Origin of the sequence: Hoylesella buccalis ATCC 35310 (genome assembly GCF_025151385.1) — a bacterium.
Classification (GTDB): domain Bacteria; phylum Bacteroidota; class Bacteroidia; order Bacteroidales; family Bacteroidaceae; genus Prevotella; species Prevotella buccalis.
Map to the genome: position 1 here is coordinate 1,570,772 of NZ_CP102287.1, position 12,493 is coordinate 1,583,264.

Below are 12,493 nucleotides of genomic sequence, written 5' to 3' on the forward strand. Positions count from 1 at the left end.
TTAACTCCCCCTAACTACAAGTTACTCCTGTTAACTCCCACTAATTCTATTCTCTCCCAAGAATTCCCCAACAACCTGCTCAATCACTTGCGGGAAATGCTTCATCTCCAGCTGGTGCTCTTTTTCTGCAATGTCGTCGACAGTGTCGGATGGGAGAAGTGGGGTGCGGAACTGAGCAATGATTTCTCCACCATCGCATACCGAACTAACCCAATGAACGGTGAAACCTGTCTCGGTTTCGCCCGCGGCCTTCACCGCTTCGTGCACATGGTGTCCGTACATACCCTTGCCGCCAAACTTAGGCAGCAAAGCAGGATGCAGGTTAATCATGCGCCGGTGGTAAGTCTGGATGAGATAGTCGGGAATCATCAGCAAGAACCCAGCCAACACGATGAAATCGATGTGATGTTCATCGAGTAGCTTCAACACCTCATCGGCCTTGCCGAACTCGGCCTTGGGTACGACAACGGTAGGAACGTTCAGTCTTTCGGCTCGCACCAAGGCGTAGGCATCTGACTTGTTGCTCAACACCAGTGCGACATGCACCAGCGGTGAATCTTGAAAATAGCGAATGATGTTCTCGCAATTGGTTCCGCTGCCGGAAACAAAGATGGCAACGTTACAGGGTTGCCGTTTGGATGCTGTGGTGGTGGTTGGTTTGGTCATAGTGATTATTGGGATTATTAGGCCAATTGGGCTTATTGGCCTTATTAGGCCTATTAGCCTTATTGTTGGTTGTCATCATCTTCTTCATCCCACTCATCCTCTTCATCCCATCCAAAGAGAGCCGGACGGACGAAGGCATCCATGCTGCGACGGTCTTTCTTCGTGGGGCGACCGGTTCCACGGGCACGGTCTACAAATCCACTGATGCGGCTCATCTCCAACAGTTCGTACTGCTTGGCATCGGTGACATTCTCGTATATCTGTGGAATGAACTTAGCCCCCACCCGCTGTTCGATGGTCTTAATCACCTTGAACGAATAGGTGATGGGCGGTTTCTTGACATCAATCGTTTCGCCGGGCTTGATGACATGACTTGGCTTCACGTTCACCCCATTGACGCTCACACGATTGTTCTTGCAAGCATCAGCAGCCAGTGTGCGGGTCTTGAAGATGCGAGCCGCCCAGAGCCACTTGTCAATGCGCGCCGATCCGGTGTCCTTGACACGAAGGTTGGTAGTGGTGGAGGTGGTTTCTGTCATAGTAATTATTGGCCTTATTAGGCTAATTGGGCTTATTAGGCTTATTAGGCTTATTGGCCCTATTGGGCTAATTGGCCTAATTGGCTACTTGCCCCCTTTCTTTTTCCCCTGTTGGTTAAACTGGTTCATGGTGATGTCGATGCCAGCCAGGACAAAGCTCTTGATGATTTCCACCGCCGTGTCGATGGCAGGCTGAAGAACCTGCATGTCAGCCTCATCATAGTGACCAAGCACCCAGTCTACCTGTCCGCCACGTGGATACTCGTTGCCTATGCCCATGCGCAAACGGGGATAGTTCTGGCCGATGAGCTGCTGAATGTGTCCCAATCCGTTGTGGCCGCCATTGCTGCCACTACCTTTGAGGCGGAACTCGCCTAAGGGCAAGGCCACATCATCAGAAACCACGAGCAATCGCCGCTGATCAATGTTTTCCTTGTTGAGCCAATAACGCACGGCGTTACCGCTGAGGTTCATAAACGTGGTGGGCTTGAGCAAGATGATTTTACGACCCTTCAGACTGGTTTCGGCCACGAAGCCATAACGCTTATCCTCAAAAACGATATTGGACGCCTTGGCAAAAGCGTCCAATACCATAAATCCAGTGTTGTGGCGGGTTCCCGCGTATTCAGCACCCGGGTTTCCCAGTCCACAAATCAAGTATTTGTCCATTGATTAAATAATCGTCAATATCACGGGCTGACTAAGCCTCTGCTGGTGCAGCTTCGCCTTCGCCTTCGCCTTCAGCGGCTGCCTCGCCCTCTTCAGCTGTTTCAGTGTCGGTAGACATGGTAGCGGCACGTGTCATCTTGATAGAGCATACCACGACATCCTTCGATGTAGCCATTTCCAGTCCTTCAAAATTCAGCTGACCCACCTTGATGCTCTTGCCGATTTTCAAGTTGGTAACGTCGATGTCCAGATGTTCTGGAATACGCTGGTAAGGAGCGGTAACGTTCACCTTGCGGATAGACAGGTTCATGCGTCCACCATCGCGTACACCCTGTGCCAATCCAACCAACTTCACCGGAATACCGATGGTGATAGGCTTCTGGTCGTTCACAGCGTAGAAGTCAACGTGGAGCAGTGCGTCCGTCACAGGATGGAACTGCAGTTCTTTCAAGATGGCGGTATGACTTTCGCCATCAATATTGAGGTTGATTACATAGATATGCGGTGTGTACACCACCTTGCGCAACTCTGACATGGGAGCCGCGAAAGCCAATGCTTCGGGTTTGCCGTCAGCCTGTGCTGCACCGTAAATGTTACAGGGTACATAACCCTCTTTTCTCAATTGTTTAGAAGCTTTCTTTCCAAGGTCTTGACGCTTCTTACCTGATACATTAATCTCTTTCATAATGTGTTACTCTAAATTAAGTTGTTGAACATTCATTGCCTTAATTCGCCATCACACAGAGACGCAGGACTCTCCTGCTTGGCCGATGCTGTCAGTAAGAGCGACAGGCGGAACATGACTCCTCTCTCCCCTACTTTTACAACATGCGTCGGCGTCACTGATGCGCTCAAAAAAGCGTTGCAAAGTTACTTGAATTATCTGAGATATGCAAAGTTTCTGTAAAAAATTGCTATTATCCAGAAAGATTGCTTGCATGTCATGTAAAAAAAGGCTACATTTGCATAATAAATTTAGAAAGAACACAAGGATGATCAATCGCGAAATAATCAGGACCAAGATAGTCCAGTTAACCTACGCCTACTACCAGAATGGCAATAACAACATGGATAACGCAGAGAAAGAATTGCTTTTCTGCCTCTCCAAAGCATACCATTTGTACATCTATCTGCTCCAACTCATCGTGGCCATCTCGCGTGAAGAGCGACACAGAGTGGAGATTAACACGCAGAAAGCCGAAAGAGAAGGAACGGAGATGCCTCCACAAAAATTCGCCTTCAACAAGTTTGCCGTTCAACTGGAAGAGAACAAGATGCTCAACGACTTCATCGAAGAACAGAAACTGACCTGGGATGATGACGTTGAGTTCATTAGAAAGATATGCAACCAGATTGAACAGTCGGAAACCTACCAAGCATACATGGCCGACACGGACGACAGTTATGAGGCCGACCGCGAAGTATGGCGCAAGCTGTACAAACAGCTCATTCAGGATAATCCCGAATTGGATGCCCTGCTCGAGGAGAAGAGTCTCTACTGGAATGATGACAAAGAGGTGGTAGACACCTTCGTGCTGAAAACCATCAGGCGGTTCGACCAGGCCAACAAGGCCGATCAAGAAATCTTGCCCGAATACAAGGACGAGGAAGACCGCAACTTCGCCACCAAACTCTTCCGCGCCACCATCCTCAATGCCGACACCTACCAGCTGTACATGAGCGAGACCAGCCGCAACTGGGATTTCTCACGGTTGGCCTACATGGACGTGGTCATCATGCAGATTGCCATCGCCGAGATGCTCACGTTCCCGAACATCCCCGTCTCGGTGACGATTTACGAATACGTCAACCAGGCCAAGCGTTACAGTACCACAAAGAGCGGCGGATATATCAACGGCATGCTCGACTCCATTGCACGCCACCTTATCTCAACAGGCAAAATGCTCAAACCTATGCCTGAACCTAAGCAGCGCCGATCTGCCAAGAAAGAGAAAACTCCTGATACCGAGCAACCGGCAGAAGAACAAGAATAGACAAAATAGAAATACAAATACGAATTAATTAATCAATCAATCAAATATGACAACACTATTATTAGCTGCACAAGCAGCAGGCGGCGGAACAGGCATGCTTATCTTCATGGTGGCCATGTTGGCTATCATGTGGCTGTTCATGATTCGTCCACAACAAAAGAAACAAAAGGAGATACGCAACTTCCAAAACGCTTTGCAGGAAGGCTCAAAGGTGATCATCAACGGCGGCATCTACGGCACCGTGAAGCGCATTGACCTCACCACAAACAAGGTGGACGTTGAAATCGCACGCGGCGTCACCGTACAGGTAGACCGCAACTTCCTTTATGCCGACGCGGCTTCGCAGAACACAACCAACGCTTAACCGCAATCGCACATGCTCAAGCAGCTCAAGCGTATCACCGCACCCATCAGGAATTTCTTGCTCGACTTGGTATCCAAGCGATTCCTGGTGTTTTTGTTTTTCCTATTTCTCAGTGCGGCGTTCTGGCTCTCCATGACGCTCGATGAGATGTACGAAAAGGAGATTCCTGTGCCCATACGCTTGGTCAACGTGCCCAAAAACATCATCATCACCACCAACATGCCCGACACCGTCATCATGACGGTACGCGACAAAGGATTTGCCTTCATAAGCGACTTTACGGGCAGCCGGTTACGACCCATCAACCTTAACTTCTCTACCTACGCCAACGAAAGCGCAGGTAAGGGAAGTGTACCCCTGGCCGACGTGCAGAACATCTTGTACCAACGCCTGGCCACGTCTTCCAGAATCACCGCACTGAAGCCCGACCAGCTGAGATTCTTCTTCAATTTCGGACAGTCGAAAACCCTGCCAGTACGCTTGAACGGTACCATGACACCCGCCAAAAACTACTACCTGGCGCGCGTGAGCTTCTGGCCTGAAAAGGTGACGGTGTACGCGCAGCAAAGCAAGCTGGACAGCCTAACATACATCCTGACCGAGAAACTGAACATCACCAATTTCACGGACACGCTGATTCGAAAGGTCAACTTGCAGAAAATCATTGGCGTGAAGACGGTCCCGGAGCAGGTAAAGATTGGGCTCTTCCCCGACATCCTCACCGAAGAGAGCATCGAGGTACCCATCAAGGCCATCAACATGCCGAAAGGCAAAACCCTGCGCACCTTCCCCACCAAGGCAAAAGTGCTGTTCAACATTGGTGTTACGGCTTTCAGGAAGATCAATGAAAAACAATTCGAGGTGGTGGTCGACTACAACGAGCTGCAGGCAAACCCATCAGACAAATGCGCCTTGCACCTGAAAACCGTCCCCGCTGAGGTACGACAAGCGCGGTTGGAAATGAACCAGGTGGACTATCTCGTAGAACAACAATAACCACCCATGCAACCAACGGTGCGATGAACAACAACAAAAGTATTGTCGCCCTCACGGGTGGCATCGGGTCGGGCAAGAGTTATGTCTGTCAATTGCTCAGGCAGCAGGGCATCGTCGTCTACGACTGTGATGAGGCAGCCAAACGACTCATGCGAGAAGATGGTCAGCTGCAGCAACAACTCATCCAACTGGTAGGATCGGATGTGTACGAGGGAACGAAGCTCCAGAAGTCGGTGCTCGCCCAGTTCCTGTTAGCATCAGAGGCCAACAAGCAAGCGGTCAACAACATCGTTCACCCAGCCGTGGCCACCGACTTTCTACAGTCGCCGCTGCAGTGGGTTGAGAGCGCCATCTTGTTTGACGCTCATTTCGACCGCCGCATCAAGCCCGACATGGTGATATGCGTCACGGCACCATGGGAGATTCGTGTGGAACGCATCATGCGGCGCGACGGTATCAGCCACGAAAAGGCCACAGAGTGGATCAACAGTCAGATGCCACAAGAGGAGATGATCCGACTGAGCGACGTGGAAATCGTCAACGATGGAAAAGCTAATTTACCCCAACAAATAGAGAAAATTTTAGAACTGCTGCACCGCAACCACATCCTTATAATATAAGGTGTACGGGTTGCGGGGTGGTACATGTATCATCTATCAAACGAAAATTAACGAATAACAATGGAAACAATTCTTTCAATCGCAGGTAAGCCAGGACTTTATAAATTGGTATCACGCGGAAAAATGAACCTCATTGTCGAATCGCTCGACGAAACGCATCGCCGCATGCCGGCCTTCTTCACCGACAGGGTTACCAATCTGGGCGACATCGCCATGTACACCGACGCCGACGACGTACCACTGTGGCAGGTGCTCAAGAGCGTGGGCGAACAGGAGCAAAACAAGTTGGTGTCGTTCAACTATAAGAAAGCCGACAGTAAGCAACTGCGCGAATATTTCGCCAAGGTGCTGCCGTCATTCGATCAAGACCGAGTGCATGACAGCGACATCAAGAAATTGCTGCAATGGTACGACATTCTTGTGAAGAACGACATGACCGACTTTGAGACCATTTTCTCACCCGAAAAGAAAGAAAACGACGAGGAAACTACCGAATAGAAAACACCAAAGAGAACAAAAATAGGTCACCATTTACGTTATTTAACATTTGTTCATGCAATGTTTTACGTTGTTCGGTTGTTTATTTTTCAGAAGTAACGCATACTTATCATTCATACGGTCAAGACATGGGTTGCTTTGCTGACAAACAATGATAATTCTTTCAAACAATAAAACAAAAAAAATGAAGAAAATGAAGAAAAATGTAAAGTTGACATGGCTGTTAGCGGCATGTCTTACCCTGGGTGCAACCTCGCTAACCTCTTGTCTTGGTTCCAACGAAGACAACCAGGTAAAAATCACGAAAGAAGAGGTACAATTGGCATTTGCCAAGGTGAAGGGTAAGCATACCGGCAAACTGATTTACCCGCAGCGTGAGATAAAGAGTGCATCTGACAGAGCTGACACGCTGGACATCTCGTGGACGCTGACAACAGACAGTACGATGGTCATTCACAACTTCCCAGCGAAAGCCTTGGCGGAGAATGTGACCAACACCGATTTGCGGAAACTACTGCTCACTGCACCCGACCAAGATTTGAAGTGCAACATCGGGTTTTATAGCGTGTCGCCCGTAGCCTTTGTCATACAGCCTACCCGACTGACCTACCAATTGGATGACCATGGGGTGAGCAAGAAGTATGAAGTGGCATTCTATTACAATATCCCCGGTTCAATCGGTGTTTACAATGAGAAGGAGGGACAGGCAAATATGATTATGCAGATTGTGCAGGCTGTCATCCTCGAACAAGGACAGGAGAAGGAGGTATTCCGACAAGGCATTCCTTTGATTTTATCCGAAAAGAAAAAGAAGTAAAAATATTCCCTGGGCCCGCAAGACACCCAGGGAATATTTTTTTTGGGGAATAGACTTTCGCTAGATTTCCTAGAATACCTAGATTTCCTAGAATACCTAGGGGGCCTAGTTTTCCTAGTGTCCCTAGGATTTCTAGGATTATTTTTTATCCCAGGCTTTGTTTGATATCATCCAGCAAATCGTCCACGTCCTCGATGCCCACAGAGAGGCGAATGAGGGTGGGGTCGATGCCTGAGGCGCGCAACTGCTCGTCACTCAGCTGGCGATGGGTGTGGCTGGCGGGATGCAGCACGCAGGTACGACTGTCGGCCACATGGGTGGCGATGTTGATGAGGCGCAGCGAGTCCATGAACTTCACGGCCGTCTCGCGGTCACCCTTCAGGCCGAAGGCTATCACGCCACACGACCCGCCCGGCAAGTATTTCTGTCCCAAGGCGTAATGCTGGTCGCTCTTCAGTCCGCAATAGTGAACCCATGCCACGCGCTCATCTGCCTCAAGGAACTCGGCGATACGTTGAGCGTTCTGGCAGTGACGGGACACGCGCAGGTGCAGCGTCTCCAGACCTAAGTTGAGCAAGAAGGCGTTCTGCGGCGATGGGATGGAGCCAAGGTCGCGCATGAGTTGTGCCACCAACTTGGTGAGGTAGCCCATCTTGCCGAAATCCTTCGCATACGTCAATCCGTGGTACGAGTCATCGGGCAGGCACAGTCCGGGGAACTTGTCAGCATGCGCCATCCAGTCGAAGTTGCCGCTGTCCACCACCACTCCTCCTACGGCGGCCGCATGTCCGTCCATATACTTGGTGGTAGAGTGGGTCACGATGTCAGCTTCCCACTCGAAAGGCCTACAGTTGATGGGTGTGGCGAAGGTGTTATCCACGATGAGCGGTACGCCATTGCGGTGGGCGATGCGTGCAAACTTCTCGATATCCAGCACGCGGCATCCTGGGTTAGAGATAGTTTCGCCGAACATGGCGCGCGTGTTAGGTCTAAAAGCCTTTTGTATCTCCTCTTCCGATGCCTCCTGGTCGATGAAGGTGCAGTCGATGCCCAGTTTCTTCATCGTCACACCAAAGAGGTTGAACGTGCCGCCGTAGATCTCGGTGGAAGCCACGATGTGCGACCCAGCCTCGCAGATATTAAACACGGCGTAGAAGTTGGCGGCCTGTCCGCTCGAAGTGAGCATGGCGCCCACACCTCCTTCGAGAGCAGCTATCTTCTGTGCTACAGCATCGTTGGTGGGGTTGGCCAAACGGGTGTAGAAGTAGCCCGATTTCTTCAAATCGAAGAGCTGAGCCATCTCCTCGGTGTTATCGTATTTAAAAGTAGTACTCTGATAAATAGGGGGTTGAACGGGTTCTCCGTTTTGTGGCTTCCATCCTCCACGGATGCAGAGGGTTGCCGTTTTCAATTTCTTTTCCATAACGTCTCTTTGTTGATTGATTTGTAAAAATAGAACGTGCCTCAACAAAGAAAAAAAACTTCCCCTGTATTCAGCTGTCTCTAATTTTGGTGCAAAATTAATATATTTTTTTGGCATGGAGCAAAAACAAACCACAAAACCAGTCGTCACACCTCCCACTAACAACTTATGTTGGATGCGTTAGAGAAAGCCGCCATCAGCAATCCCCATCCATTTTGCTCCTTCGAAACCTATCGCTTGGATTCGACCCACTGCAATGCTTTTTCTACCTTTGACCCTCGGAGAGATGAGCGAAGGTAGGAAACGACCGTGCGCTGTACTCTCATTCACTAAAAATAATTTTTATCATGAAAACACACATGCTTAGCGAGCATTTCTCGCTACGAGAGTTCACAGCTTCGGCAACGGCCGAAAAGTATCACATCAACAACATGCCCGATGCCCAGGCCTTGGAGAACATGCGCGTGCTGTGCCGCGAGGTCCTCGAGCCCTTGCGCCATCGCTTCGGCCCCATCTACATCAACAGCGGCTATCGGTGCGAACTGCTCAACAACCTACTGCACGGTGTGGGCAACTCGCAACATCTTTTCGGTGAGGCGGCCGACATCCGCCTGCCTAATGAGCAGACTGGTCAGGCGTACTTCGACTTCATCCTACTGCACTGCCCCTTCGACCAACTGCTCTTTGAGTACAGTCGTTTCGGGCGCATCTGGCTCCACGTGAGTTGCAAGCGTCATCCCGGAGAGAACCGTAGAATGGCCCGAAGACGGTACCAGGTTTAACGCCTGGCACCATTCTTCTTCTGATTTGTTCAACCACATATATAATAAGGTGTATTTTGCAAAAAAACTTGTTTTCATCGTGATTTTGTAATAAAAATCTTTTATTTTTGCATAAGATAGGCATCGCCTCAACAAAGTAAACAAGTTTCCTTTGCTTTCGGCTTGCACTATCTTTGCATAAGATAGGCATCGCTTCGACAAAGAAAACAAGTTTCCTTTGTTTTCGGCTTGCACTATCTTTGCAACAAATACAAAGATTATGTGGTTGAACATTTTATGGATGATTGCCGGTATCGCCCTCGTGTTATGGGGTGCCGACCGACTGACTGACGGTGCCGTTGCCATTGCAGAACGCATGCACATGTCGCAAATAGTAATTGGACTGACGATTGTGGCCATGGGAACCTCCATGCCCGAGTTTTTTGTCAGTCTGCTATCCGCCTTGAAGTCCACGCCAGACATGGCGGTGGGCAACGTCTTGGGATCTAACATTTTCAATTCCCTACTCATCGTGGGTTGTGCCGCCTTGGTGGCACCGATGACCATCCTGAAATCAACGGTGAAGCGTGACATTCCTTTTGCCTTTGTGGCTTCGTGGGTGTTGCTGATGCTGTGCCTCGACCGCCATCTCTCGCGCATCGACGCAGGCGTGCTCTTCGCTATGTTCTTGCTGTACATGTATTTCACCCTCAAGGGAGCCAAGCAAGAGCCCGACGAGAATGAAGAGGCGCAAAAGAACTATTCTCTCCCAAAATCTATTTTTTTCCTGCTGTTGGGTTTGGGCTGTCTGGTCTTTGGCAGCAACCTGTTTGTCGATTCGGCCACGGTGATTGCCAAGTCGATGGGCGTGAGCGATGCCGTGATTGGTCTGACCATCATTGCCGGCGGAACCTCGATGCCCGAGCTGGCCACCAGCGTGGTGTCGGCTCGCAAGGGACAGAGCGGCATTGCCATTGGCAACGTGTTGGGTTCTAACGTGTTCAACATCTTGATGATTCTGGGCATCACCGGCCTCATCAGTCCGATGCAACTCAAGGGTATCACCAACCTCGACTTGTCGATGCTGATTATCTCGATGGTGATGCTCTGGCTGTTCTCGCGCACCAAATACACCATTGCCCGTTGGGAAGGTGCCTTGCTCACCGTGGTGTTCCTGGGCTACATGAGTTACCTGGTAGCAGGAGCCTGAGACATCGTTGGGCCGTGATTCATCACGTTTCGCAAACCGTTTGGGCGCGATAATTCTTCCCTAAGTAATCATCGAACTGTGCGAGGGGTCAAGCTGGTCGTTGTGCCAGCGGTGGAAGCTCTCGCGCGTCTTTCTGCCTTTGCGCAGCAGAGCCAACAGATGGCATTTGGCATCCGAGATGTCCTTGATGGGCTTGCCCTGCGAATGGCGCAGCATGCGGAACCATTGCAGACAATAGTAGCGGGTGTGGGCGTTGCGATAGACGCACAGTCCTGTGAGCGCTTCCAGACTGCGCATGAAAGCGGCATCGCCAAACAACGCATTGAGGATGCCCTTTTCCACCGCTTCCACATCGGCTGCAGACGCATGGCCGGCAATTCCATGCTCATTAGCCGCCAAAGTCATGTGGTTTGGGCGCTTATCTGTAAGAGATTGAGCATCAACCAACATGCTTTTGCCTGTCGGCTCGCTAACGGGCGTTTGGGAAGCACTTTGAGGCATTGGTTGAGTTGCTAATTGTTCTTCCTGTAGCGGTGCAGGTTGTACTTCCTGTTGCGGTGCAGGTTGCGATTCCGGTTGACAGGTCTGACGTGCCGGAATCTTTTCCCGATTTTTATTTTTAAAATTTCCGTCGGCGGCGTCGGCTCTTTTTTTCTCCGTCGTCGGATTATTAGTATCATCAGTATTATCAGTATTATCAGTATTATTAGTATATAAGGGCGACCCTTGATTATCAAGCACTTGCGAGGGGGTAAATTGATTGTTCGTTGAATGTTGAACGAATAATGAATGCTCCAAGTAGGGACAATAAAAGAATTTTTGATCCACGATTTCGAAGATTTTATAGTCGGAAATGATGTGCATCAAATACGTTTTTGACTTACGGCAGTCGTGTGCGATGTTTTTCAATGCGGCGAGGTACCCCGTTCCCTTGGGACAGGTGCGCAGGTAGCGCATTAGGGCCAACACGCATCCTTCGCCGGTACACCCTTCGATGGCCCGCATCTCCATGTACACGGGTGCCTCGAAAAAATTCAATTCTAATTTAAGATATGCTTTCATGGTAATTAAGAGCCTCTCCCCCAACCCCTCCCCAAAGGGGAGGGGAGTAGATAGACAGGGTTTTTAGTTTATGAGTTTATAAGTTCTTTAGTTTACAAGTTGACGAGTTGACAAGTTAACAAGTTAACGAGTTGATAGCTCAGCTAATCATAAAGTTCAAAGTTCAATGTTCAAATTTCAAAGTAAGTACAGTTCAATGTTCAAATTTCAAAGTAAGTACAGTTCAATGTTCAAATTTCAAAGTAAGTACAGTTCAATGTTCAAATCTCAAAGTTCAAAGTAAGTACAGTTCAAAGTCCAAAGCTAACTACTCCCCTCCCCTTTGGGGAGGGGCCGGGGGAGAGGCTGTCGGTGAGAGGCTGTCGGTGAGAGGCTTTTTCCTTGATAAACCTCCCCAGCGGCTCTTCCCCTTGCTCCATCAGATGGCGGCAGCGGGTGAGGAGCAGCAGATCAGGGTTCTTGCGCTTCCTTACATTATTCATCACCGTGTTAGGTTTGCGGGGCGAGGGCAGGTGAAGCCGCTCGCAAAGAAGGTTGACGGTGGTGCTGAAGTTGAGCACCTGTCCGTGTTCATCGATAGTCAGACCGTCGTACCACATCATGTGGACCAGTTCAACCAAGTCGGACACGGTGCCCAACCACCGCACCTGACTGCCTTCTGGCAACCTCATCAACCTTTCAAACGTGTTTCTCATGGCATCTTTTGCCTGTTTTTGTGTGATTTCCATTTTTTTACTTTACAGTTTATATATACTTGATTATCCTAATTGCAATCATCCCTACCCTCCCTTCGTCCATTTACTCTGTGAACCGAACAGATGCATCACGCACCTACGCTGGAGAAATCAAGGATGTGCCTTTCCTCATTTGCAAA

The 12,493-nt window shown here is 49.6% G+C and carries 15 protein-coding genes; 8 read left to right on the forward strand and 7 right to left on the reverse strand.

What is annotated here, in order from left to right; all coding sequences use genetic code 11:
• Positions 1-30 precede the first annotated feature (30 nt).
• From purN to NQ518_RS06645, 4 genes are all read right to left on the reverse strand, one after another.
• Entirely contained in the window at positions 31-666 is a 636-nt protein-coding gene (gene purN, locus NQ518_RS06630) for a phosphoribosylglycinamide formyltransferase (RefSeq protein ID WP_227960346.1), read from the reverse strand.
• A 59-nt stretch (positions 667-725) separates the two neighbouring features.
• A complete protein-coding gene (locus NQ518_RS06635; RefSeq protein WP_004350981.1) occupies positions 726-1,205 on the reverse strand; it encodes an RNA-binding S4 domain-containing protein in 480 nt (159 codons plus the stop codon).
• Between the two features lie 84 nt (positions 1,206-1,289).
• Complete coding sequence (gene pth / locus NQ518_RS06640; protein ID WP_036872289.1) at positions 1,290-1,874, reverse strand: aminoacyl-tRNA hydrolase; 585 nt, start codon at positions 1,872-1,874, stop codon at positions 1,290-1,292.
• 31 nt (positions 1,875-1,905) lie between these two features.
• The gene (locus NQ518_RS06645) at positions 1,906-2,559 is read right to left on the reverse strand and encodes a 50S ribosomal protein L25/general stress protein Ctc (protein ID WP_227206566.1); all 654 of its coding nucleotides are present in this window, start codon (positions 2,557-2,559) and stop codon (positions 1,906-1,908) included.
• 307 nt (positions 2,560-2,866) lie between these two features.
• Between NQ518_RS06645 and nusB the strand changes: the two genes are divergently transcribed.
• From nusB to NQ518_RS06675, 6 genes are all read left to right on the forward strand, one after another.
• Positions 2,867-3,868: a transcription antitermination factor NusB gene (gene nusB, locus NQ518_RS06650; protein WP_227206568.1), complete on the forward strand. Its 1,002-nt coding sequence runs from the start codon at positions 2,867-2,869 to the stop codon at positions 3,866-3,868.
• Between the two features lie 46 nt (positions 3,869-3,914).
• Complete coding sequence (gene yajC / locus NQ518_RS06655) at positions 3,915-4,232, forward strand: preprotein translocase subunit YajC (RefSeq protein WP_227206570.1); 318 nt, start codon at positions 3,915-3,917, stop codon at positions 4,230-4,232.
• 12 nt (positions 4,233-4,244) lie between these two features.
• Positions 4,245-5,228 carry a CdaR family protein gene (locus NQ518_RS06660; RefSeq protein WP_227206573.1) on the forward strand — a complete coding sequence of 328 codons (984 nt, stop codon included), beginning with the start codon at positions 4,245-4,247 and terminating at the stop codon, positions 5,226-5,228.
• Positions 5,229-5,251: 23 nt separating this feature from the next.
• Positions 5,252-5,848, forward strand: coding sequence for a dephospho-CoA kinase (gene coaE, locus NQ518_RS06665; protein WP_227206575.1), 597 nt, complete (start codon positions 5,252-5,254; stop codon positions 5,846-5,848).
• Between the two features lie 60 nt (positions 5,849-5,908).
• Positions 5,909-6,346, forward strand: a complete 438-nt coding sequence (locus NQ518_RS06670) for a DUF5606 family protein (RefSeq protein ID WP_227206577.1) — start codon at positions 5,909-5,911, stop codon at positions 6,344-6,346.
• Positions 6,347-6,539: 193 nt separating this feature from the next.
• Positions 6,540-7,163, forward strand: a complete 624-nt coding sequence (locus NQ518_RS06675) for a DUF4840 domain-containing protein (RefSeq protein WP_227206579.1) — start codon at positions 6,540-6,542, stop codon at positions 7,161-7,163.
• A 145-nt stretch (positions 7,164-7,308) separates the two neighbouring features.
• Here NQ518_RS06675 and NQ518_RS06680 read toward each other — a convergent pair whose 3' ends face one another.
• Positions 7,309-8,586 (reverse strand): O-acetylhomoserine aminocarboxypropyltransferase/cysteine synthase family protein, encoded by a 1,278-nt coding sequence (locus tag NQ518_RS06680; RefSeq protein ID WP_227206581.1) that lies wholly within the window; start codon positions 8,584-8,586, stop codon positions 7,309-7,311.
• Positions 8,587-8,933: 347 nt separating this feature from the next.
• Here NQ518_RS06680 and NQ518_RS06685 point away from each other — a divergent pair, with 347 nt between their 5' ends.
• Positions 8,934-9,368 (forward strand): D-Ala-D-Ala carboxypeptidase family metallohydrolase, encoded by a 435-nt coding sequence (locus NQ518_RS06685; protein WP_227206585.1) that lies wholly within the window; start codon positions 8,934-8,936, stop codon positions 9,366-9,368.
• A gap of 259 nt (positions 9,369-9,627) precedes the next feature.
• A complete protein-coding gene (locus tag NQ518_RS06690; RefSeq protein WP_227206588.1) occupies positions 9,628-10,557 on the forward strand; it encodes a calcium/sodium antiporter in 930 nt (309 codons plus the stop codon).
• 60 nt (positions 10,558-10,617) lie between these two features.
• Here the strand turns inward: NQ518_RS06690 and NQ518_RS06695 are convergent, their stop codons facing one another.
• Both NQ518_RS06695 and NQ518_RS06700 read right to left on the reverse strand, forming a co-directional pair.
• Positions 10,618-11,619 (reverse strand): hypothetical protein, encoded by a 1,002-nt coding sequence (locus NQ518_RS06695; RefSeq protein WP_227206590.1) that lies wholly within the window; start codon positions 11,617-11,619, stop codon positions 10,618-10,620.
• Between the two features lie 290 nt (positions 11,620-11,909).
• Positions 11,910-12,347 carry a hypothetical protein gene (locus NQ518_RS06700; protein WP_227206592.1) on the reverse strand — a complete coding sequence of 146 codons (438 nt, stop codon included), beginning with the start codon at positions 12,345-12,347 and terminating at the stop codon, positions 11,910-11,912.
• Positions 12,348-12,493: the final 146 nt, after the last annotated feature.